Here is a 23524-nt window from a genome sequence, read left to right as displayed (position 1 = left end):
GAAATGCTCATGCGACGTCTTGTCATCGAAGAAGCGTTCTGGAATCTCTTTCCCTCCAGCGTCATCGCCGTGGCGGTGGCGCGGAACGTGGACAACCGGTGGCTTTCTCGGAAGGGTGAGGTGCCTTCCCTGCCGGAGCTCCTCCAGGAGGCAACGGCTCGTGCGGAGGAGCGTTTCCGCGATGTGGAACTAGCGGGACATGCCGCTGTAGCGCCCTGGCGTGAGGCCTACAAGCGCTTCGGTGCGCCCAAGGGAAACCGCTCTTCCATCGAGGCCCTGCTTCGGCGGGTGAAGAACGGCAAACCTCTGCCCTCCATCAATCCCCTGGTGGATCTGTACAACATGGTCTCTCTGAGTTTCGCGCTTCCCTGCGGTGGAGAGGATCTGGACGTGTCCAGCGGTGACGTCCGCCTCACCCTCGCGAGAGGCGACGAACTTTTCGTCCCCCTCGGAAGCGAGACAAACGAGCCACCCCTGCCCGGCGAGGTGGTCTACGCCGACGACGAAGGAATTCTCTGCCGCTGCTGGAATTGGCGCGAGGCGGAGCGGACCAAGCTGACCGAGGCGACCCGGAACGCATTGCTCTGCATCGAGGGCGTGGACGATTCCTTCGCCCTTTCCGTCGCGGAGGCCATGGAGGAACTGGCCGAACAGGTACGGTGTCGTCTCGGTGGGGAGGTGCGCACCGCCCTGCTCCGCCGGGAGAATCCCTTCTTCGATCTGGAGTAGGCGAGGGCCGCGCTCAGCTCCCCTATTCGTAGCGCAGCGCCTCGATGGGATTGAGCCGCGAGGCCTTCCATGCGGGATAGAAGCCGAAGAAGACTCCGATGGCGGCGGAAAAGCCGAAGGCGAGGGCCACCGATTCGGGGGCGATCACCGCGGGCCAGTCGGCGAAATGGGAGATCAGAAATGCTCCTCCGGCGCCGGTGCAGATGCCCAGGATTCCCCCGGCGAGAGAGAGGAGGAGCGCCTCCGCGAGAAACTGGAGCAGAATGTCCGCTCTCCGGGCGCCCACGGCGGCGCGGATGCCGATTTCCCTTGTCCGCTCGGTAACGGAGACGAGCATGATGTTCATGATGCCGATGCCTCCCACGAGAAGTGACACCGAGGCCACGGCGGCGAGCAGAAGGGACATGATGCGCGCTCCCTCCTGGGCGGCCTCCATGATCTCCGAGAGATTCCGCACGGTGAAGTCGTTCTCCTCGCCGGGGCGTATCCGGTGCCGCCGGGTGAGCAGGTCCGTGATCTGGCTCTCCGCCGCGGCGATCTCCGCGGCGCTTTTCGCCTGAATGGTCATGTCCTGGATCTTGCCGGGGAAGCGGGCGCCGAAGAGACGCTTCATGGCGGTGGTCACGGGAACGAGCACCATGTCGTCCTGGTCGGAGCCGGCGGCGGAACTTCCCTTCGCCGCCAGAAGTCCCACAACGGTCATGGGGATCTTGTTCACCCGGACGATTTTCCCCAGGGGGTCCTCGCCGCCGAAAAGCTCCGCCGCAACGGTGGCGCCGAGAATGCACACCTTTGCGGCGCTCCGCTGGTCCGACTCGGTGAAATTCCTTCCGCTTTCGAGCGTCCAGTTCCGGATGGAGAGCAGTGACGCCGTGGAGCCCACGGTGCTGGTGGACCAGTTGGCGTTGCCGTAGACCACCTGGGTCCGTCCCGACACGCGGGGCGCCACGTCCGCCACTGCGGGGCACTCCCGGAGGACCGCCTCGGCGTCCTCCAGCGTCAGGGTGGGAAGTGTGCCTCCGCCGCCCCGGACACCGCCGCTCCGGCTCGACCCGGGAAAGACGACGAGCAGATTGCTCCCCATGCTGGCGAATCGTTCCGTGATCCGCACCTGAGCCCCCGTTCCCACGGCGAACATGGCGATCACCGCCGCCACGCCGATGATCATGCCCAACACGGTAAGAAGGGAGCGTATCTTGTTCCTCCGCAACGCCCGAAGGGCGGTGAGGAGAATTTCTTCCGGCGCGATCATGAGGCGAAGCTCCTTTCCCTGGCCTTGGCCTCGTCGGAGACCACCAGTCCATCCCGGATGGTGACGATGCGCTCCACGTAGCGGGCCATCTCCGGCTCGTGGGTGACCAGGATCACCGTGATGCCCGCCGTCTCGTTCAAATGCGAAAAAAGCTCCATGACCTCCTCGCTGGTCCGGGTATCCAGATTTCCCGTGGGCTCGTCCGCGAGGATGAGGGGAGCACCGTTCACGAGGCTCCGGGCGATGGCCACTCGTTGCTGTTGTCCTCCCGAGAGCTGGTGCGGCTGATGGTGCTCTCGCCCCGAAAGGCCCACCAGTGCCAGCGCCTCCAGAGCGCGCTGCCGCCGCTCCTTTCTCGGAACGCCCGCGTAGAGGAGCGGAAGTTCCACGTTTTCCACGGCGGAAGTCCGGGCCAGGAGATTGAAACCCTGAAAGACGAAACCGATCCGATTGTTCCGGATCCGGGCGAGATCGTCTCCGCCGAGGCCGCTCACGTCCTTTCCGTCCAGGAGATAGCGTCCCTCCGTGGGTGTGTCGAGGCATCCAAGAATGTGCATGAGGGTGGATTTTCCCGAGCCGGACGTCCCCATGATGGCCAGATATTCCCCTTTGCGGACGGAGAGCGTCACCCCCCGGAGGGCGTGGACCTGAACTTCCCCAAGGTCGTAGGTCTTGTGGATGTTTTCGAGTTCGAGCAGTGCCATGGCTCTAGAAGAAGCGGGGCAGAGGAGGCTGAGTGCTCTGCCTCGTTCCCGCACTGTTTGAGGATGCGCCCGAGGAACCGCCCGAGGTGGTTCCTATAACGACCTGCTGTCCTTCCCGAAGGTCACCGAAGACGACGGTTTTCGACCCGTCGGAGAGCCCCGTCCTCACGGGGACGGCTTTCAGAGAAGGACGGTTTCCGGAGGTCTCCTCGAGAATCCAGAGGACTCGGCCTCCGGCCCTGTCTGCATTTTTGCCAGAACCAGAGCTGGCTCCCTTGCCGCTTCCGGTTCCGCCGCTGGATCCCCTGTTTTTTTCCGATGCCGTTCCGGTTTCGGTCGCTCTGGATGAAGCCGGAGAAGCCGCGGCACCGGCGGCTCCTTCGGGGTGGAGGAACGCCTCGGGAGGCGTGAAGCGCAGTGCCGCCGCGGGAACCGTCAGGACGTTCCGGGCCGCGGCGGTCTCGATGGAGACGTTGGCGGTCATCCCCGGTTTGAGCTTCAGATGGGGGTTGCCCACCCGAAGTACCACCGGATAGGTGACCACGTTCTCCACGGTGGTGGCGAGGAAGCGGACCTGGTGGACCTTCGCATGAAAAATCTCGTCGGGAAAGGCGTCCACCGTAAACGTGGCCTCCATGCCCTCAGTGATGGCGCCGATGTCCGCCTCGTCCACATCGGCTTGAACCTCCATCTTGGTCAGGTCCTCCGCGATGGTGAAGAGCGTCGGCGTCTGGTAGCTCGCCGCGACGGTCTGTCCCTCGCTCACGTCCTTGCCGATCACTACGCCGTCCACGGGGGAGAGAATGCGGGTGTTGTCAAGATTTGCCTTTGCGTACTTCAGCGATGCCTGTGCCTGTTCCACCTGAGCTCTGGCGGAGCTGAGCTTTGCCTCGGCGACGTCCACGGCGCTTTGAGCACTGTCGAGGTCGCTCTCGGCGATGTACTGGAGGGCGTACAGCTTTTTCTGTCGCTCCAGAGTGCGTTTTGCGTCTGCAAGCGTTGCCTGGCTCTCCCGAACCGCCGCTTGTGCAGCACTCAGAGCCGCTTCCTTCTGGGCTACCTCGGCCTGAATGAGCACGGGGTCGATGAGGGCGATGACATCACCCTTCTTGACGTGGGAGTTGTAGTCCGCCAGGATCTTTTGAATGGTGCCGGACACCTGGGTTCCCACAGTGACGGTGTTCACCGCCTCAACGGTGCCCGTGGCGGAGACAACAGTTGTCACATCGCCGCGGACTATAGGTGCTGTGATGAAACGAAGTTCTTCCGGGCGCTCTCGGAGAAAGCCAAGATACACGCCTCCTCCGACGAGGCAGAGAAGAAACAGAAACAGAAGTTTTTTCATGGTCATAACCTCCTGAATAGGCCTAAGCTCGTTTTCGCAGGAAACAGATGACGAATGTGTCACGTCGGACGAATCCGCCCCGTTCCTTTCCTGTGGGCTATTTGGGACGGGCTGCGTTCGTGCTTTCGATGGCGGCGACGCCGGAAACTCCCATGGCCTTGAGAAGGGCCGCTTCGGCGGAGAGACGGTCGCACCGGGCCTGAACGAGAGACTTTCGGGCGTCACTGTAGCTCGCTGCGGCGTCGCTCACTTCAAGAGCGCTTCCCACCCCGACCTGGTAGCGTCCCTCCGCGAGATCGAGATTCTCCTTTGCCTGGCGCACCACCACCGTCGCTGTTTTCAACTTCTCCTCCGCCTCGCCGATGGCGAGCCATGCCTTGCGCACCTCAAGAAGCACGGTCTGGCGCAGGCGCTCCTCTTCTGCGCGCACTGCGTCGAGCTTTGCCTCCGCGACGGTGATGTTCGCGGCGGTGAGTCCTCCGTCGGCGAGAGGGACGCTCAGGGTGAGCCCAGCCTCCCACTCGCTGTCGCTGGTGCCTCCGGAGCTCCAGGAATAGCCCCCGTAGGCGGAAAGGGACGGAGCCAGCCCCTTGCGGCTGAGCCGCAGCGTCTCCTCCGCCTCGGCGACGCGGAAGGCCTTGGCGCGGAGATCCGGATGCGCTGCAAGGGCCTTTTGCACGGCCTCTTCGAGGGAAAGGGTTTGTCCGTTGGGAAGCGGGGGTTCCTCGACGGCATACTCCGGCGCTGCGCCGTTGCTGCGAACTCCCATGGCGTTTTCCAGCGCCGCCGCGGCCTGTGCCGCCGCGGCCCGTGCCGCGGCGAGGTCGAGCCTGGATTGGCTTAGGTCCACTTCGGCGGCGGTAACGTCTGATTTTGGGGAGGCTCCGGCGGCGAGGAGGGCCTTTGCCTTGTCCAGGTGTTTTTCGTAGAGGGACACCATTTCCAGGGCAACTTGCAGTTCCTGTCTGGCCCGGACGAGTTCGTAATAGGCGGTGCGTACCTCGTAGGCCAGCGCGTTTCGAAGGCTCTCCAGGTCCGAGGCTGCCGCATCCTCGCTCCGCTGGGCCGCTCGCACGGCGGCGGAAGTTTTGCCTCCGTCGGAGAGAAGTTGTTGCACTTTCAAAGAGGCACTCTGGCTGTTCTCTCGTTCCCAAGAGGTGTGGGAAGCGCTTGCCGAAAGAGACGGTCTCGTCCCCGCTCTTTCCTGTGCCACCGATCCGGCGGCGCTTCGCAATGCCGCCTCGCCCCCGGCAAGATCCGGGTGGGACGCGAAGGCGAGCTTCAGTGCTTGTTCCAGGGTGAGGATCTCCGTCTGTGTCTGTTCCGCCGGGACGGCGCCAGTCCAGGCAGGGAAGAGGAGCAGCACCGGCAAAAACACCGACAGGAACAGAAACGGTAGCGGAAGAAAACTTTTTTTCATGAACTCTCGCCTCCTGAGGGAAAAACTATGGAATCTTTGAATGAGGCTACGTCAATGCCGCGGGTCTCCTTGCAAAACTCGATGCGATCCAAGCCAAGCCAAGGGAAAAGGAAAAGCCTTTCTTCAGGGGTTTTCTCTCATGCGTGTTCCACCCTGTGTGCATCTTGTTCCATCGAGGGCAAGCGGGACAGGCCGGGGCAAACGCTTCTCTGTTTGGATTTGGCGTCGGAGTGTGCCCACTTCGCAGGGTGTGGAGAAAACGCATTTTTTCCTCCGGACGGGAGGATTCTAGCGCGCTTCGGGTAAACATGCCTTTTTTCTCTGTGAAGATTTGTGAGGATACGTAAAGATTCCTTGGCACAACCGAACAGTTCTTGACTGGGCAAGGAAGACAAGTCGGGATAGAGTGGAGGAGAAGACGGACTTCGGGCGGAAAAAGGCCGGAATATCGGGAGGCGGAAGAAATGGAACGCATTCTCGTGGTGGACGACGATCAGGAATTGTGTTCCCTGTTGGCGGAATATCTAGAGACCGAGGGATTCGCCGTGGAAGCTCTTTTCGACGGACGCAGGGTGCGGGAGAAACTTCTCGCCGGACGTTTTGCCCTGGTGGTGCTCGATGTGATGCTGCCGGGCAGGAGTGGCTTCGACGTGCTGCGGGAGCTTCGTTCCGAGTCGGACGTTCCGGTGCTCATGCTCACCGCTCGGGGCGACGACGTGGATCGCATCGTCGGGCTCGAAATGGGCGCCGACGACTACCTGCCGAAACCCTTCAACCCCAGGGAGCTGGTGGCGCGCATCCGGGCGATTCTTCGCCGCCGCCGCAGCGAGAGCGGAAGGAGCACGCCGGGACTTCTCGCCGTGGGCGATCTGGAGCTCGACCAGGGAGGCCGGTCGGTGCGCCTTGCGGGAATGCCGCTCGACTTGACCACTGTGGAATTTTCCCTGCTGGAGGAACTGCTCCGCGCCGCCGGACAGCCTCTTTCCCGGGAGAAGCTCGTGCTCTCGGTTCTGAAACGTCCCTATTCCCCCTTCGACCGCAGCATCGACGTGCATGTGAGCAACCTCCGGAAAAAGCTTGGCCGCTATGGCGACGGCTCGGAGCGGATCAAGACGCTTCGCGGTGAGGGCTATCTCTACGCACTGCCCCCCGAGGGGAGTTCCTCGTGAGCGGCAAAAGCCTCTTCCTCAAGATTTTCCTCTGGTTTCTCGGCGTGCTCCTTCTCATGGCGACGGTGAGCGTCGTCCTCACCCAGGTCATGATCTCCCAGGGCATTCTCCTCTCGGGGCGGGAGGGCATTCTCACCAACGCCGTGCGGAACCACGGTGCGACTTGTCTGGAGATCTACGAGGTGCGAGGGACCGATGCCCTCGCGGAGGCGACGGCGAAGATTCGAAATGAAACGGCCCTGGGGCTGCATTTTTTCCGCGAGGATGGGACCTCCCTCGTTCCCTTTCCTGGAGATGAGCGGATTCGGGAGAGCGCCTTTGCCGCCCTGAAGAGGGGGGAGAGCTTCGCGAATCGCCAGGGGCTGTCCCTGGTCTTCCAGAGGATCGTTTCTTCCCGGGGCAATGCCTACATTGTGGTTGGTCTTCTGCCGAAACGTCCTCTCTTTCCCCTCATCGGGCCGAACCGTCGGGTTCTTCCGGTCTACCTGGCTGGGCTTGCCTGCACGGCCGGTTTGCTTTGTTTCTGGCTCGCCCGGCATATCGCTCGCCCCGTGAGGCGCCTCAACGAGGTGACCCAGGCCATGGCCAGAGGGGAGTTTTCCGTTCGGGTGGAGAAGGATCTAAAGAACCGTGGAGACGAGATCGGTCAACTCGGACGGAGCTTCGACGACATGGCGCGTCACGTGGAAGCCCTTTTGGAAGCGCAGCAGCGCCTTCTTCGGGATATTTCCCACGAACTGCGTTCACCTCTGGCACGGCTCAATGTGGCCCTCGCCCTCGCCAGACAACGGGCGGGCGCGGAAGTCCAGGGGGCACTCGCCCGCATCGAGAAGGAGGCGGAGGCACTGAACGAACTCATCGGTCAACTTCTCTCCCTGGCCAGGGTGGAGGCGGATCTGGGGAGGATCCTCACTGCCCCGGAGGATCTCGTTGCTCTGGTGCGCGAAGTGGTAGCAGACGCGGACTTTGAGGCCCGCGCCTGCGGCTGCACGGTGCGCTTCGAGGCGTTCGGTGCGCTTCCGCCGCTGTTGCTCAACGCGGATCTGGTGCGGAGCGCCGTGGAGAACGTGGTGCGCAATGCCCTGCGCCATACCGCGCCGGGAACGGAGGTCAAGGTGGCGGTTTTGTCTCTTGTGGAAAACGGCGGGAGATGGGGGCTGGTGCGCATTCGCGACCACGGGCCTGGTGTTCCCGAGGAGGAGCTGGAGAACCTCTTCCGCCCCTTCTACCGCCTCGACGCCTCCCGGGGGCGGGAGAGCGGCGGCGTCGGGCTCGGGCTCGCCATCGCCCGGAGGGCGGTGCAGCTCCACGGAGGACGTATCGATGCGACGAACGTCCGAGGGGGAGGACTCTGCGTGGAGCTGCGTTTTCCCGAGGGATCCGAGGGGTTGGACGGGACCTCCTCCGGGCAGACTGACGAATGACGAAGTTGCGGATTCCCTGTGTCGACGTGAGAAACCGGGATCAACTCGACGAGAGGGCCGAAAGAGTGCTTGACAGCCACTCCGCCTGTTCGTTGAGTTCGGCGAGAATGGTCTCCATTTGGGAGTACTGGGCGTTCAGACCGCGCTCTTTGGTCGCGAGTCGTTCCTCGAAGGCCGCGATGCGTTCATCGAGGTTCGTGATCTGTGTGGTCAGAGAATCGATGCGGCTTGCGATGCGTCCCTTGATGGTCACCGTAGTACCCACCGAGACTTGGGTACTGTCCACCATGTTGCTGCAGAAATCGTCGAGCTTCGACATGATTGTAGTGACGAGGTCTCCGACGAAATCCGAGGCGTATTGCGCATGATGTGCCGAATCATCCGGATCGGAAATGTCCATCCCCAGAGCGAGCAATACTCCGTCGGGATCCTGGAAGCTCAGATCTTCGTCGACGCTTCTGCTGGAAAAGGCCAGCGTGTTGTTTACGATCGTGCTTCGGAGAGCGAGGGACGTTCCTGTCGTGGTGTCCCGGGCGGCGGCGATTTTGAGATTGATGTCCGTCAGCGTGTCCGTGGCGTTCACTGTGATGGTGGTGCTCTTGCCTCCGATGGCAATGGAGAAGGTGCCTCCGCTGAAGCCGGTCTTCAGTTCGTTGAGAGGAGTATCCGAATCCTCCAGAGCGTCAGTCATCCACTGATCCAGGAAATCGAGGGAACCCGGCGTGGCCGCTTCCATGAACGCCGACGAGTCGAACTCAAGGAGACCGCTCTTGCCGTAGTCGGTGCTTTCCGTGGTGATGCCGATCTGAGAGAGCATCGTAAGGGGGCCGAGAATGTTCTGCGGGTCCGAAATGAGCTGCCGGAGCTGGCTTTTCGCCTGCCACAGCAGGGAGTCCCCGTGGAGCAGGCCGAACTTCTTGTCGAAGTCCGTCTCGGCGTCTTCATCGGATTCTTCCGAGAGACGGATATTGATCCATTCCATGACCTCGTTGTAGGCATCCACAAACGCCTGAATGGCGGTGACGGCTTCTTCCATGTCGGTGGTGATGTCCAGGATCACTTTTCCGGGTCCTTTCAGGTTGAGGGTGACGCCGCCGATGAGATCGTCGATCTCGTTGCTGCTCCGGGTGACCCGGACGCCGTCCACGAGAAGAATCGCGTCCTGGGCGGCGCTGTAGTGCTCGTCGTCGTCGATGTTGAGTCCCAGGGATGTCAGGACATCTCCCGTTCCCTCTTCAAGGGCGAAAGTATTCGTGTTCCACGTGTATTCTCCGTCGAAGGTGATGGTGTAGTCCTCGTCCGTGCTCGGATGAGAGCCCCCGGAAAGCCATGTGATGGTTCCCGTGCTTTGATCGTAGGTGTAGTCCGTTCCCTCTGTGTAGGTGGTGGAGCCGTAGGTGATCGCCGTGATGGTGGGGTAGCTGCTTCCGTCGCCGGGAAGAGGCAGGTAGTCCGATCCACCCTCGCCATCCGTCCAGGATCCCCGCGTCACCGTCGCGGAACTTCCCGTGCTGCTGCCGAGGCCACTGAAAGCGCTGGTGAGTACCAGGTGATTGTCGATGAGCTTGGAGCTGATGTTCAACGCGTTGCCGTGATCGTCCACGGCCTGAGAGATCTTCAGGTTGATCTCCCGAAGGCTGTCGGTGCTCTTTACTTCGATTTCCGCCCGCTGGGATCCCACGCGGACGTAGAAGGTTCCCGAGATGCCCAGTGCTTCCGAAGCGCTGGAGAAGCCCGTGCCGACTCGTTGTTCCGTGGTCGCCTTCTGGAGCACCTCAATGTCCCACTCGCCCAGATAGGCATCTGTGGTGGCCGTGGCAGTCAGGATGGCATTGCTCTCCAGGCCGGAGGAGAGGGAAGTGACCTCCGTCGCTTTCATCCGGAAGGTAGAGGGAAGCTTCAGGCTCGTCAGCGTACTCTGCATGGTCTTCATGACGGCGGAGAATTCTTCGTAGAGTCCGATCTTGAGTTCCAACGTGTCCTGTTGGGCTTCCCAAACTTCCACCGGCTTGCGGGCCGCCGCCATGATCGTGTCGATCATGTCCCCCCATTCGATGCCGCTGGTGACGCCCGTGAACTGAAACATTGGTGTCGAGTAGTCTGACATGGCTTTTCCTCCTTGAAAAACCTGCTTGCATTCCTCTTATGAGCGGGACAAAGGAAGACGAGAACGGCTTCCTTGCGGAATTGCCCGCAGGAAGCCGATGAGGCAGCCCGCAGCGAGCAGAGTTTCTTCATTTTCCCGACGGTGTCGAAGTCTCTCATCACTCAGGGCTGTTCTCGGGACATTCCGCGGAAACGCCCCGGGAACAGCCTTCAGGAAACGAATTATGCGTTGAGCATGTCGTCGAGTTCGTCGGACAGTGCTGCGAAAATGGCGCCGAGGGTCTGGAAGCTGTTTTCGTCCTCCGTATCGTTATTCATGACGACCTTGCCGTTCTCCATGCCGTAGGTTCCGCCCGGAGGCATACCGCCTCCCTGAGGCGGCTTGGGACGCATGGCGGAAAGATCTCCCGTTTCGCTCGCCGTCAGGAGATCCGACGCGAAGGAGGAAAGCATCTCGCCTTCGGTGCCGCCCATCTCGTCCGCCATAGTTTGAAGTTGTTCCGCGAGTTCCTTGGCAACGATTTTGAACTGTTCGGGGTCCTCCTCCTGGAGTTGTCGCAGTTTGCTCAGGAGTTCCCCCGGGCCGGACAGGGTTACGTCATCCTCTTCCGTTTCCGTGGAATTCGTTTCCACGTGCTGAGCATTCAATTGTGCCAGGCGGAGTAGTTCGGAAATGCTACTTGTGTCGCTACTGCCGGTGATTCCGCTCACACTCATGTAGCACACACCTCCTTTTGAAGAAACATGATCTTTGCGGTGCCGCGCTCCGGAAGCGACATACCGTCTATTTCCCTTCTCGGAGGCTGGGAGAAAAGAGCTCGACAAGAAGCGTTATGAAATCGCAAAGAATCGCGAAGAAATACAAATAATCTTGAGGATGCGCCTTTTCATTGCTACAACCGAAAACTCAAAGGGAGACGCGGCATGAGAGCGGATGGTCCGAAGAGGGACGGTGAAGGAGGAAAAAACATGAAGCGCATTCTCGTCGTGGACGACGATATGGAGCTCTGCGAACTTCTCGAGGCTTATTTCGAGCGGGAGGGATTTGCCTTCCGGCATGTGCACGACGGCATCGCGGGTATTCGGGAGGCCCTTTCGGGAAAGTACGACGTGATGGTTCTGGATGTGATGCTTCCCGGATGCGACGGATTCGAGGTGCTTCGGGAGGTCCGGAACAGGACGGACCTCCCCGTGCTGTTCCTCACGGCGAGGACGGATCACGTGGACCGCATCGTCGGATTCGAGCTGGGGGCGGACGATTATATCCCCAAACCCTTTCACACCCGGGAGCTCGCGGCGCGGATCCGGGCCGTTCTGCGCCGGACGGAGCGGCGGAACGAAGACGTGCCGGGGGTGCTTCGTGGTCGCGAGGAGGAACTGCTTGTCGTGGGCGATCTCGAATGTCGTCCCGGCGCACGCTCCGTGAAGGTCGGCGGTGTTCCCGTGGCGCTTACGGGAACGGAATTCCGTCTTCTGGAGACCCTTCTCGTCTCGGCGGGAAGATTGGTTTCCCTGGAGCGCCTTTCCCGGGACGTGCTCGGAAGGCGCCATTCTCCCTTTGACCGTAGCCTTGGCGTGCACATGAGCCGTCTCCGGAAAAAACTTGGTCCCTACAGTGACGGAACCGAGCGGATCCACACCGTGCGGAGTGAAGGATACGTGTACGCTTTTCCCGGAGAGGACGGTTGTTCCGGAAAGGCGGATGCATCGTGAGAGGATTTCCTCTTTTCTGGAAGCTCTATCTGGGTGCGTTAGCGGTAGTATTCTTCCCCGTGGTGGTCTTCGAGATATCCTCCCTGTTGTACCGCCCGGCGGAGCGCGTGGGCATTCCTCCCCACATAGAGCGGCACATGGAATGGGTGGCTCTCTCGGTCGCGCGGACTGCGGCGCACCTGCTCCGGAGCGGAGATCTGGCGGCCCTGTCGTCCTATCTGGACGAGGCGGAGGAGGCGAACAGTGCGGAGTTCCACCTCCCCGCGGAGGAAGGATTCCGCCCACCTCTGCCGGAACAGGTGCGGCTCCAGCTTGAGGCGGCTTCCTCCCATGGCGTGCAGCACCTGGACCGGGGCTCTTTTTTCGTGACCGTTCCCTTTGGGGACAGGGCGTCCAATGGGGAGAGACAACACCTCGTCGCGGTGTTCCATCCCTTCGGAAAACCCCCTCGCTTTCCCGGCCCGTCCCGAATGCTTCTGCTCTCCATGGCTGCGGGAGCGCTCCTCTGTTTCGTCTTCGTCCGACACATCACTGTTCCCATCCGGGAGCTCGAGCGCACCACCCACCGCCTTGCCGAAGGGGATTTTGCCGCACGGGCTCCGGAGATCGTTCTGGAGGGGGGGGGCGAGATCGCACGTCTCGGATTGGCCTTCAACGGCATGGCGGAACACATCGAAGCCCTTCTCACCTCCCAGCGCCGTCTTTTGGGGGATATCTCCCACGAGCTTCGCTCGCCGCTTCAACGCCTCGACGTGGCGCTCACCCTCGCCAGAAACGGCGCGACCCCCGAGGTAAACCTGTTCCTCGATCGGGTGGAGCTCGAGGCGGCGCGCATGAACGACATGATCGGCCATCTCCTGGCCCTGTTCCGGGCGGAGGAGATGAACAGCGACGAACCGCATGCTCCCGTGGATCTTTCCCTTCTGGTGGAACGCGTCGCCGGAGACGCTTCCTTCGAGGCGGAAAACGAGGGAAAGCGCGTCCTCGTGGGAGATCTGCCCATTGATCTGGTCATTTCCGGAGACGAGGCGCTTCTGGCGAGCGCGCTGGAAAATGTGGTGCGCAACGCCCTGCGCCACACCGCGCCGGGGACCGCCGTGGAGGTCGAGCTCAAAGAGACGGGATCCCGCATCGTCCTGTCCGTCCGGGACCACGGTCCGGGCGTGGAGGAACAGGAGCTGCAGCGCATCTTCCAACCCTTCTACCGGAGCGATGCCGCCCGGGACCGGCGGAGCGGCGGCGTGGGCCTTGGCCTCGCCATCGCCAAGCGCGCCGTGGAACGGCACGGAGGTTCCATCCGGGCTTCCCTCGCTTCCGGAGGCGGTTTGCTCGTGGAAATCGTCCTTCCGAGAGAGGTGCGGCGCGACGCGGAACGTCGCGCCTGAGACACTTCGGGCCGTTTTTCGGCATCCGTTCCAGAGCAGGCGAGTGCCCGGCGCACCCGATACGGGATGGGCCGCGTGTTCCACCGAGGACTGCCGGACTATTTCCGAAGCGGGGCGTGCGCAAGCACGCCCCGCTTCGTTTGTGCGCCGGTGCCTTTTTCTTGTTCTCTTCGGCTCCCAGTCTTTGTCCCTTGTCTCTGTCCCGGTCCCTGTCTGCCCATGGAGACGACCACACGGTCTCCATGGGCACGCGCATCGCCATAGGAAACCTGTTCCTCCCTCAGATACGGCAACACGGCCTCCATGGGCATGGGCATCGCCATCGGGAACCCTGCTCCCTCGGATACGGCAACCACGGATCGCCTTTTCTCAGGCAGCGGCATGTTCCGGTGTCGTGCTCCCGCTGTTCTCGCTCCGCTTCGGCGGTGCGCAGAGATCGTGTTCCTTTCTTCCTTTGGATGAACCAAAAGCGCCATGCATCGCCGCTTGACAATCACTTTAGTGAAAAATACCATCGACAGCACATTCTTTCGCGGAATGACGGAGCAGTCCTCCCTTCATGCTTTTTTTGTCGCCGGCCGCCCTCGGCGGTGCGGCGCGGAGACCGGCGGTGTTTTCCGCTTTTTCCGGGCGGTGCCGCCGGAATGGTTGAAGCGAGGATGATTCTGCTGCACCGGAGTTCCGCAAGGAGCGAATCCGACGACGTCGAGGAGGGAGTTTGATGAGGAAAAGCGTTTTCGAAGTGCTGCGCCGAGAGGGATTGACCCATCTCAAGATTGCCTATGACTGGAGGAAGGATCACTTTTCGCTCTTTTCCGCCCGGGAATGGGACAGAGACACGCCCTTTCGGGAGTACAACCGCTCCTTCACGCTCTTCACGCTCTGTCCCACCGAGGGGGTGTACCGGAATTCCGGGGAGACCCGGGCACTCTTCGCAAAGCACGGCCTGGAGGAACACCTCCGGCAGATCATGGAACTCATGCGCAAGGGACGGCACATTCTTCTCGACTGCTACTACCACGAGGAGATGGACATCCGCTTCGTCAACCACATCCACAGCGACAAACGCGGCGTGAACAATCTCCATTCCAGCCTGTTCATGGGAGGAATCCGGCGCCACGAGCCCGGAGAGGACGAAATCGACGTCTTCGTCGACGGCATGAACCTCGGACGGGGAATGACGTTCAAGAACGTCGCCGCCAGTCTTCCCATGGGGGGATGCAAGGTGACGGTGCAGATGGAGCCCGTGGACCTGGAAAATCTGGATCAGGTGGGGTTCCTCGCCTATGCCAACGACCGGACGCGGAACACCACCGGGCCGGACATGCGCTTTCCTCCGGAGCTCGCGGACGTGATGAAGGCACATTTCTCCTTCCACATCACCGGTGGGCCGAAGGGACCGCTGGGGCCCACCGGCACGCCCACGGCGCACGGCGCCCACATGGCAGTGAAGCAGGGGGCCCGTTTCCTCTGGGGCTCCGAAAGCCTGAAGGAAAAGACCGTCGTCGTGCAGGGACTCGGTGCCGTGGGGTTTCCTCTGGCGGAGGATTTTCTCGCCGACGGCGCCAGACTCGTCGTCTGCGACCGGGATCCGGAGGCGGTGCGGAAACTCGTCGCCGCGTCCCCCGAGGGGGCCGTCCGGGTGGTGGAGCCCGAGGCTATCCTGGGCGTCGAGGCTGACATCTTCGCCCCCGCCGCGGTGGGGGGGATCCTTGACGCGCACAACATTCCGGAGCTGAAGTTCCGAATGATCATGGGTCCCGCAAACAACGTCCTCAAGGCGTCCAGCCAGGAAGAAGAATATGCCCTCGCGGCCCGGATCGCGGAGCGGGGTATTCTCTATCAGGTGGAGTGGGTGCACAACATCGCGGGAGTGATGGCGGGATACGAGGAATATGTCCACCAGGAGAGGGCGAGCCGGGAGCGGCTCATGGAGAACGTGGGAAAGCTCTGCACGGAACAGACCTGGGAGAACCTGAACGGCGCACGCCGCGAGGGCGTCACTCCCACGGAGCACGCCTACCGCTCGGTGGAGCGCGACGTCTACGGCGAGTGAGAGCGAGAGGCCGCATTCCCGAGGCGGCGTGCGGCGGCACGGAGCGATTTTCCGGAGAGGGTAAAGGAGAGATGAGCATGGCAGAGCGGGAACGGTTTTCCTCGAAACTCGGATTTTTTCTTTCCGCCATCGGGTTCGCCATCGGCATCGGCAGCCTGTGGCGCTTTCCCTATCTCGTGGGGAAGTACGGCGGCGGCGTTTTTCTTCTCTTCTACGTGGCGGTGATCTTTCTCCTCGCCATTCCGCTCTTCATTCTGGAACTGAGCCTGGGAAGCGCCTCCCAGAGAAACCCCGTCGGCGCCTACCGCATTCTGGGCAAGGGGAAGGGATGGACGCTGAACGGGTACATGAACGTCTTCGCCATGCAGCTTTTGCTGGGATACACCATGCCCGTGGCGGGATGGGTCACGGCGTACATCTTCAAGACCGGCGCGGGCACCTTCCGGAACATGGCCCCCGCCGAGATCGGCGAGTACTTCGGCGCCTTCATCGGCAACACGCCGGAGGTGATCGCCTGGATGGCCGTCACGGTGGTCCTCGTGGTCCTCATCATCACCAGGGGATTGAACAAGGGGCTCGAACGGGCGAATGCCTTCTGCATGCCCGCCCTCTTCGTTCTGCTGCTCCTGCTGATCCTCCGCTCCGTCACGCTTCCCGGAGCCGGAGCGGGGCTGGCCTACTACCTGAAACCGGATTTCGCCAATTTCACCGCCCAGGCCTTTTACGACTGCATCGGCCAGGCCTTCTTCGCCATCGGCGTCGCCATGGCGGCGGGCATCGTCTTCGGAAGCTATCTCCGACAGGAGGAAAAAAGCCTGGTCCGGCAGGGGATCCACATTGGCGCGGCGCTCACGCTGGCGGGGTTTCTCGCGGGTCTGGTCATCTTCCCCGCGGTCTTCTCCTTCGGCCTTGAGCCCGCGGGCGGGCCTGGGCTGACCTTCGTCACCATGCCGAACGTCTTCAACAAGATGCCCTACGGCACGCTCTTCGGCGTTCTCTTCTACGTGCTCTTCTATCTGGCGGCGCTCTCCTCCTGGCTCGGAGGCGCGGAGGCGGTGGTGGCGGCCTATATGGAGGAGTTCGGCATGTCCCGGCGGAAAGCGGTGTACCTGGTGGGGGCGGTCATGTTCTCCATCGGTTGCGTGGCGGCCTGGTCCATGCCCTTCTTCGAGGCGGCGGACACGCTCCTGAACAATCTGCTCATTCTCGGGGGGCTCCTTCTCTCCCTTTTCGTGGGATGGTCTTGGGGACTTCCCCGCTTTTTCGCCGAAGCGAACGTCCTCTCCCCGGGGTTGCGTACCTACATCACCATCCTGGTGAAGTACCTGGCTCCCGCGACGATTCTTCTGCTGGGATTGCGCATGCACGGAGTTCTTTGACGCAAGCACTGTTTTTATGTGGAAGGCTCTGCGAAAGATCTGGTTTGTCGCCCCTCTTGCGGCGTGGTATAGTCGTGCCGCGGCGGTGTTTCATGAAAAAGGCATGTTTTGCCGTGATGAGTGATGGTCCGTCTATTGTGCATGCCATGCGTGGGGCCTGGACAGGCGACGGCAAGAGACGAGATCGGCAGCGTTGACGCGGCGGAGTGGCGGTGCGGATGTTGTGGATGAAGACCGAAGGAGCGTGATGACATGAGGAAGACGAACAACCCGTTTCTCGTCCTGTGTACGCTGGTGGCACTGCTTTTGGGCAGCGCCCTGCCTGTCTTCGCGGAGGAGGCGGTGTACCGCATCGGTTATCCCAACGAGACGGACAGCCTGAGCCCTCTCGCGGCCTATTCGGCCTACGCGGGAGATCTGTTCAAGCTGATCTACGATCCGCTCATCGGCGTCGCGGACGATCTTTCCGCCGTCGGCAAGGCCGCCGAGAGCTGGAAGATCTCCGAGGACGGTCTGACCTGGACCTTCACGATCCGGAAGGGCATCACCTGGTCCGACGGCAAGCCGTTCACCGCGGAGGACGTGAAGTTCAGCTACGAACTCTACCTGAGCGCCGGTCTGGGCTATTCGTCCCAGCTCGCGGGCATCAAGGAGATTCGCCTTGTCGACGCGGACACGGTGGAGATGCTCACCGAGGCCCCCAAGGCGAACATGCTCCAGATCTCCGCGCCCATTCTTCCCAAGCATGTGTGGGAGACGCTCTCCAAGGAGGAGCTCGCCACGTTCCCGAACAAGGCTCCCGTGGGAAGCGGTCCCTTCATCGTGGAGGAGTGGAAGGAAAAGGACAGCCTCGTCCTCAGGGCCAACAAGAACTACTACGGCGGGGCGCCGAAGATCGACAAACTCATCTTCATCCTCTTCGCCAACAAGGACGCCATGGTGCAGGCCATCAAGACCGGTGAGATCGACGCCGCCCTGGACATCAATCCCAACCAGGTGGAGACCCTTCGGAACGATCCGAACATCGAGGTTCTCCATTCGGACGAGCGGAGTTTCACCGAGCTGGGCTTCAACTGCTGGCAGTCCGAGAAGTCGAAGGGCAACAAGCTGCTCCTGGACAAGCGGATCCGCCAGGCCATGGACTACGCCCTGGACAAGAAAAAACTGGTGAACTTCTCCAAGATGGGCTCCGCGAGCCCCGGCACGACGCTCATTCCCCCCTCCCAGCCGGACTGGCACTACGAGGTTCCCGAGTCGCTCCTCCGGGCCTTCTCCCCCGAGAAGGCCAAGGCGCTCCTCGACGAGGCGGGCTATGCCGTCGGCAAGGACGGCATCCGGCAGGACAAGGACGGCAACCGTCTGAGTTTCCGTTTTGCCGTCCTCTCCAACTATGACCACTACGTCAAATCCAGCCAGCTCATGAAGAAGATGTTCGCCGACGTGGGCATCGAGGTGAACATCGAGATCATGGACGAGGGCGTGCTCATCGATCTCATGGGCGGCGGCAGCGCCGACTTCGATCTCTTCATCTGGGGCTGGACCTCCAATCTCGACCCCAGCTACATCCTCAGCGTCATGCTCACCAGCGAGATCGGCAACATGAGCGACTGCTTCTACAGCAACCCCGAGTACGACGCACTCTACGAAAAACAGGCCACCGCGGTGGATCTGGCGGAACGGAAGCGGATCGTGGACCAGATGCAGGCCATTCTCTATGAGGATGCTCCCTACGTGATCATGTACTACAACAAGGTCTACGAGGCGTACCGCACGGACAAATACACCAACTTCGTCCGGGTTCCCGCGGAGAACGGCCCCCTCTTCTACTTCGCTCAGAATGCCACGAGCCTCGTGAAGCTCGAACCGAAGAAGTAGGCGGAGGCGGGCGAACAGAACAACAGTGAAAAAAGGGCGGCGCGCTCGTCGCGCCGCCCTCCCTGCGCCTGCGGGGATTGCAGCGGCTCCGGAGAGTGGAGCGGTGCGGTCCCTTGGCCGGGCTCGCCCCGGATGAAGGCGCTTACCGTCGGGAGGAACGCGCATGAATTCCGAATACCTGCTCCGAAAGATTTTTCACAGCGCCATCACGTTGTTCATCGTCCTGATCATCAATTATTTCCTCTTCCGCATCATGCCGGGTGACCCCGTCTCCATGATCATGCGGAATCCCAACGCCAATCCCTCCATGCTGGCCCAGGTGAAGAGCCTCTACGGATTCGACAAACCCCAGCTCGTGCAGTTCGCCGTGTACCTGCGGGAACTGGTGAAGGGGAACTTCGGCATGTCTTTCTTCTATCGGCAGCCCGTGATCGACGTCATCGGTTCCCGGCTCTTCGCCACGCTGGTGCTCGCCTTCGCCGCGGAGATCGTGGCCATCTTTCTGGGCATCCTCCTGGGCAAGATCGCCGCAGTGCGTCGCGGTGAGCCCGTGGATGCGGCCATTCTGGGCTTTTCCCTCGTGACCTACGCGATGCCGACCTTCTGGCTCGGCATCGTCTTCATCGCCTTCTTCTGTGTCCACCTCGGGCTGTTTCCCACGGTGGGCATGTACACCTCGGGGGTCACCTTCGCGGGGTTCGCCGACAAAGCCGTGGATCTGGCGAAGCATCTCTTCCTGCCGGCGGTCACCCTGGCGGTGGTCATCGTGGGAGGATACTCCATGATCATGCGGAGTTCTCTCCTGGACGTGCTCAGCGAGGACTACATCACCACCGCCAGGGCGAAAGGGCTCAGCCGGCGGGACGTGATCAACCGGCACGCCGTGCCCAACGCGAGGCTTCCCATCATCACCATCATCGCCATCAACCTGGGCTTCATGATCGCCGGGGCGCTCCAGGTGGAGACGGTCTTTTCCTGGCCCGGCATCGGGCGTCTCATGTACGAGGCGCTCAAGGCGAGGGATTATCCCCTGCTCCAGGGCATTTTTCTCATTGTCAGCTTCTGCGTCATTCTGGCGAATTTCGCCGCGGACATCATGTACGGCTATCTGGATCCCCGGATCCGGTACTGAGGCGGGATATCCATGGAAAACGCGAAAAAACTGGCTCTGCACAGAAAACGGAGGCAATTTGTCGAGGCACTGTTTCGCAGCAAGATGAGCCTCGTGGGTCTGGCCATCCTGGTCTTCTTCGTCCTCATGGCCTTTGTCGGTCCGCTCCTGTACGACTACGACCACCAGGAATACGGCGCCGGGGGAATGCTGGAGCCCCCGTCGAAGGCGTTTCTCCTAGGCACGGACGATCTGGGACGGGACGTGCTGGGAGAGCTTATCCACGGGGCAAAGACCTCTCTCATCGTGGGAGTGCTCGCCACGTTCATCTCCATGGTGATCGGCACGGTCATCGGCATCAGCTCGGGCTACTTCGGCGGAAGGACCGACGCCTTCCTCATGCGCGTCACCGACGCCTTTCTGGTGCTTCCCTGGCTGCCCCTCATGCTCGTGCTGGCGGCTCTTCTGGGGTCGAGCCTGTGGAACATCGTCGTCGTCATCGGCGTCACGAGCTGGGCGGGAACGGCCCGTCTCGCCCGGGCCCAGACCCTCTCCGTGAAGGAGCGGCAGTTCGTGGAGCGAGCCCGCTCCATCGGGGCGGGGCACGTGTACATTATGCGGAAGAAGATTCTGCCAAACGTCTTTCCCCTGATCTTCTCCAACACGGTGCTCGTCTCCGCGGTGGCCATTCTCTCCGAGACAACCCTGAGCTTTCTCGGCATGGGGGATGTGCTGCGGCCGAGCTGGGGCATGATGCTCCACTACGCCTTCGAGGCGGGGGCGGTCAGCGTCGGCGCTTACTGGTTCTTCGTTCCGCCCGGAGTGTGCATCATTCTGCTGGTCCTGGGATTCGCCTTCCTCGGGCACTCCTTCGACGAGATCCTCAATCCGGCGTTGCGGAGGAGATGACCATGAAGCTGCTGGAAGTACGCAACCTCAAGACCTATTTCGACACCCGGGATGGCGTCGTCCGCGCGGTGGACGACGTGAGCTTTTTCCTCGAAAAGGGCGAGGCCATCGGTCTGGTGGGAGAGTCTGGGTGCGGCAAGACCACCACTGCGCTGTCGGTGCTGCAACTGCTGCCCAAGGAAGGGCGGATCGCCGGAGGCCAGATCCTTCTGAACGGGGAGGACTTTGCCGCGAAGAGCGAGGAGGAGCTGCGGAAGCACCGGTGGCGGGATGTGTCCATCGTCTTCCAGGGAGCCATGAACGCCCTCAATCCGGTGATGAAAGTGAGCCGCCAGATTGCGGAGGCTTTGCTCCTCCACGAGGGGCTTACCGAGAAAGAGGCCCGGCGGCGGGTGCTCGCCCTCTTCGATCTGGTGGAGATCTCCTCCAGCCTCGTGGACTGTTATCCTCACGAGTTCAGCGGCGGCATGCGCCAGAGGGCCATGATCGCCATGGCCCTCGCCTGCGGGCCAAAGCTCATTGTGGGCGACGAGCCGACCACGGCGCTGGACGTGGTGGTCCAGGCCCAGATCCTGGCCCTTCTCGGAAAGCTCCGCCGCGAGTTCGGCATGGCCATGATCCTCATCACGCACGATCTCTCCATCGTGGGAGCCAATTGCGACCAGGTGGCGGTCATGTACGGCGGCAAGGTCGCGGAGATCGGCCCGGTGGGAAAGGTGCTGCGAAACCCCTGCCATCCCTACACGCAGCGACTCCTGAAGGCGTTCCCCGACATCCGGGGAGAGCGGGAGATGGTGCAGTCCATTCCGGGCTTTCCGCCCAATCTCGTCACGCCTCCGCCGGGGTGCCGTTTTTCTCCCCGGTGCGATGCCGCCGGGGAGATCTGCTTTTCCCGGGAGCCCGCCATGCGATGCGTGGAACCCGGGCACGAGGCGGCCTGTCATTTCGCGGAGGAACGATCATGAAACAGGTGAGGGAAGGCATGACGGAACACATTGTGGACGTACGGGACCTGAAGGTCCATTTCGAGATCCGGAGGAGTTTCCTGGATACCCTCCTCGGCAGGAACAAGGCCACCGTCAAAGCCGTGGACGGAGTGACCTTTTCCCTTCGCCGCGGGGAGATCCTTTCCCTCGTGGGAGAGAGCGGCAGCGGCAAGACCACCACGGGGCGGGCCATCCTGAACCTCGTCGCCAAAAGCGGCGGCGAGGTGCTCTTCGACGGCGCGTCCGTGTCGAACCGAGACAGGGAATGGAACAGGATGTTCCGCAAAAAGGCCCAGATGATCTTCCAGGATCCCTACCAGTCCCTGAACCCCAAGGACATGATCGTGGACATCGTGTCCGAGCCGCTTCGCATCGACGGCGACCATCACGACCAGGAGGAGCTGCTCGCCCGGACGGTGGAGGCCCTGGAGTTCGCCGGGCTCAAGCCGGCGGAGACCTACCTGTACAAATATCCCAACGAGCTGAGCGGCGGCCAGCGTCAGCGGGTCGCCATCGCCGCAGCGTTCATCCTCTCGCCGGACTTCATCGTCGCGGACGAGCCCGTCTCCATGCTGGACGCCTCCGTGCGGGCGGACATCCTGAACCTCATGGTGAAGATGCGGGAGACGAAGAACACCTCCTACCTCTTCATCACCCACGATCTCTCTCTGGCGTGGCTCATCTCCGACCGGGTGGCCATCATGTATCTGGGAAAGATCATGGAGATCGGCAGCCATCGTATCGTCGCCGGAAGCTGCGTGCATCCCTATTCGCGGGCGCTCGTGGACGCCCTGCCCACCATGGAGGAACAACCCCGGGATCGGGCGCTGCTCAAAGGGGAGACCCCCTCGCCGGTGAAACTGCCGCCGGGGTGCCGCTTCTCTCCCCGCTGCTCTCATGTGCGTCCACAGTGCACCCGGGAGGAGCCGGAACTCCGGTGCGTCGGAGAAGGACACTGGGCGGCGTGCCATTTCGCCGAGGAATTTCTGTCAAAGAGCGGAGCGGACGACCCCGTTCCGCTGCAGGGAGAGGAGAACCCGTCATGCGCACAGTGACATTCGAGGAACGCATCCGTGCGGAGATTCACAATTTCAGCGGCCTGCTCGGACTCTACGCGGACGATCTCCGGGGCAACGTGATCGCCCTGAACGCGGACGAACCCTTTGAATCCGCGAGCTGCATCAAGGTCTTCATTCTCGCCGAGCTGTACCGGCGCATCGCCGAGGGAAGCGTCGCCCCCGACCAGCTTCTTTCCTGCGGCGAGGAGCACTTCGTCGTGGGGAGCGGCATCCTGCGGTGTCTGGAGAGCGGCGTGACCCTCAGGGTGAAGGACTTCGCGACCCTCATGATCGTGGTGAGCGACAACATCGCCACCAATCTGCTCATCGACTTCCTGGGGATCGACGCCATCAACACCACCTGCAGGGCCCTCGGCTTTCCGAACACGGTGCTGCACAACCGCATCGATTTCGCCCGGTTCGACAAACTGGGAACCACCACGCCCCGGGAGTACGGCGAGTTCTTCGGGAAGATCGCCCGGAACGAACTCTGGAGCGCCGAGGCCTGCGAGGACATGCGCGGCATGTTCAAGGACCAGAAGTACAACACCCTGCTCACCAAGGGGCTTCCCCAGTACTTTCTCGACGCGGAGAACACCGGGGACGAGGAACTCTTCTTCGTCTCCTCCAAGAGCGGCAGCATGGACGCCTGCAGAAACGACGGAGGCATCGTCTCCACCCCCTACGGGAACTACGTGGTGGCCATCTTCACCAAAGATTTCAAGGACTCCCTGTACTACCAGGACCACGAGTCCTTCCGCTTCGGCTCTCGGGTGAGCCGCCTTCTCTTCGATCAGTACCTCACCCTGGAGGGACGGTTCCGGTAGCTCTTTTTCCCTCTGTTGCGACGGATTCTGCCGGGGCGATGGCGGAGTGTTCCGCCGCCGCCCCGGCGTTTTTGTG

General features: G+C 61.9%; 19 protein-coding genes. 13 read left to right on the top strand and 6 right to left on the bottom strand.

The features are described 5' to 3' along the window. Positions 1-9: 9 nt before the first annotated feature. Entirely contained in the window at positions 10-729 is a 720-nt protein-coding gene (locus tag K349_RS0101540; RefSeq protein WP_026368146.1) for a B3/B4 domain-containing protein, read from the top strand. A gap of 22 nt (positions 730-751) precedes the next feature. Here the strand turns inward: K349_RS0101540 and K349_RS0101535 are convergent, their stop codons facing one another. The 4 genes from K349_RS0101535 to K349_RS0101520 all read right to left on the bottom strand — a co-directional run bounded on the left by K349_RS0101535 (position 752) and on the right by K349_RS0101520 (position 5450). Then, positions 752-1981, bottom strand: a complete 1230-nt coding sequence (locus K349_RS0101535) for an ABC transporter permease (protein ID WP_026368145.1) — start codon at positions 1979-1981, stop codon at positions 752-754. Next, positions 1978-2685 carry an ABC transporter ATP-binding protein gene (locus tag K349_RS0101530; RefSeq protein ID WP_026368144.1) on the bottom strand — a complete coding sequence of 236 codons (708 nt, stop codon included), beginning with the start codon at positions 2683-2685 and terminating at the stop codon, positions 1978-1980. Before K349_RS0101530 ends, K349_RS0101535 begins: the two co-directional genes overlap by 4 nt. 4 nt (positions 2686-2689) lie before the next feature. Then, entirely contained in the window at positions 2690-4030 is a 1341-nt protein-coding gene (locus K349_RS0101525; protein WP_026368143.1) for an efflux RND transporter periplasmic adaptor subunit, read from the bottom strand. Positions 4031-4127: 97 nt separating this feature from the next. Further along, positions 4128-5450, bottom strand: a complete 1323-nt coding sequence (locus tag K349_RS0101520) for a TolC family protein (RefSeq protein ID WP_026368142.1) — start codon at positions 5448-5450, stop codon at positions 4128-4130. A 464-nt stretch (positions 5451-5914) separates the two neighbouring features. Here K349_RS0101520 and K349_RS0101515 point away from each other — a divergent pair, with 464 nt between their 5' ends. Further along, on the top strand, positions 5915-6619 hold the full coding sequence (locus K349_RS0101515; protein WP_026368141.1) for a response regulator transcription factor: 705 nt from the start codon (positions 5915-5917) through the stop codon (positions 6617-6619). Beyond that, positions 6616-8043 (top strand): ATP-binding protein, encoded by a 1428-nt coding sequence (locus K349_RS0101510; RefSeq protein ID WP_026368140.1) that lies wholly within the window; start codon positions 6616-6618, stop codon positions 8041-8043. The genes K349_RS0101515 and K349_RS0101510 overlap by 4 nt, the downstream gene beginning before the upstream one ends. Positions 8044-8083: 40 nt before the next feature. On the opposite strand, the gene fliD is transcribed toward K349_RS0101510, so the two are convergent. Then, complete coding sequence (fliD, locus tag K349_RS17625; protein WP_084460115.1) at positions 8084-10150, bottom strand: flagellar filament capping protein FliD; 2067 nt, start codon at positions 10148-10150, stop codon at positions 8084-8086. A 221-nt stretch (positions 10151-10371) separates the two neighbouring features. Then, entirely contained in the window at positions 10372-10866 is a 495-nt protein-coding gene (locus K349_RS0101500; protein ID WP_026368138.1) for a hypothetical protein, read from the bottom strand. Between the two features lie 252 nt (positions 10867-11118). Here K349_RS0101500 and K349_RS0101495 point away from each other — a divergent pair, with 252 nt between their 5' ends. The 10 genes from K349_RS0101495 (at position 11119) to K349_RS0101445 (ending at position 23448) form a co-directional block, all read left to right on the top strand. Next, positions 11119-11862 (top strand): response regulator transcription factor, encoded by a 744-nt coding sequence (locus tag K349_RS0101495; RefSeq protein ID WP_026368137.1) that lies wholly within the window; start codon positions 11119-11121, stop codon positions 11860-11862. Beyond that, entirely contained in the window at positions 11859-13247 is a 1389-nt protein-coding gene (locus K349_RS16000) for an ATP-binding protein (RefSeq protein WP_157367238.1), read from the top strand. Before K349_RS0101495 ends, K349_RS16000 begins: the two co-directional genes overlap by 4 nt. 721 nt (positions 13248-13968) lie before the next feature. Continuing rightward, positions 13969-15303 (top strand): Glu/Leu/Phe/Val dehydrogenase dimerization domain-containing protein, encoded by a 1335-nt coding sequence (locus tag K349_RS0101480; RefSeq protein WP_026368134.1) that lies wholly within the window; start codon positions 13969-13971, stop codon positions 15301-15303. Positions 15304-15380: 77 nt separating this feature from the next. Further along, positions 15381-16682, top strand: coding sequence for a sodium-dependent transporter (locus K349_RS0101475; protein WP_051464162.1), 1302 nt, complete (start codon positions 15381-15383; stop codon positions 16680-16682). Positions 16683-16934: 252 nt separating this feature from the next. Then, positions 16935-18557 carry an ABC transporter substrate-binding protein gene (locus tag K349_RS0101470; RefSeq protein WP_026368132.1) on the top strand — a complete coding sequence of 541 codons (1623 nt, stop codon included), beginning with the start codon at positions 16935-16937 and terminating at the stop codon, positions 18555-18557. A 163-nt stretch (positions 18558-18720) separates the two neighbouring features. Then, positions 18721-19689 carry an ABC transporter permease gene (locus K349_RS0101465; RefSeq protein WP_026368131.1) on the top strand — a complete coding sequence of 323 codons (969 nt, stop codon included), beginning with the start codon at positions 18721-18723 and terminating at the stop codon, positions 19687-19689. Between the two features lie 12 nt (positions 19690-19701). Then, positions 19702-20577, top strand: a complete 876-nt coding sequence (locus K349_RS0101460) for an ABC transporter permease (protein ID WP_026368130.1) — start codon at positions 19702-19704, stop codon at positions 20575-20577. Positions 20578-20579: 2 nt separating this feature from the next. Further along, positions 20580-21542, top strand: a complete 963-nt coding sequence (locus K349_RS0101455; RefSeq protein WP_245587987.1) for an ABC transporter ATP-binding protein — start codon at positions 20580-20582, stop codon at positions 21540-21542. Continuing rightward, on the top strand, positions 21539-22618 hold the full coding sequence (locus tag K349_RS0101450) for an ABC transporter ATP-binding protein (RefSeq protein ID WP_051464161.1): 1080 nt from the start codon (positions 21539-21541) through the stop codon (positions 22616-22618). The genes K349_RS0101455 and K349_RS0101450 overlap by 4 nt, the downstream gene beginning before the upstream one ends. Beyond that, positions 22606-23448: a serine hydrolase gene (locus K349_RS0101445; protein ID WP_026368127.1), complete on the top strand. Its 843-nt coding sequence runs from the start codon at positions 22606-22608 to the stop codon at positions 23446-23448. Before K349_RS0101450 ends, K349_RS0101445 begins: the two co-directional genes overlap by 13 nt. The last annotated feature ends 76 nt before the right edge of the window (positions 23449-23524 follow it).

It is taken from the genome of Aminiphilus circumscriptus DSM 16581 (assembly GCF_000526375.1).
In the GTDB taxonomy this organism is placed as follows: domain Bacteria; phylum Synergistota; class Synergistia; order Synergistales; family Aminiphilaceae; genus Aminiphilus; species Aminiphilus circumscriptus.
This window is presented reverse-complemented; position numbering and strand designations above follow the sequence as displayed.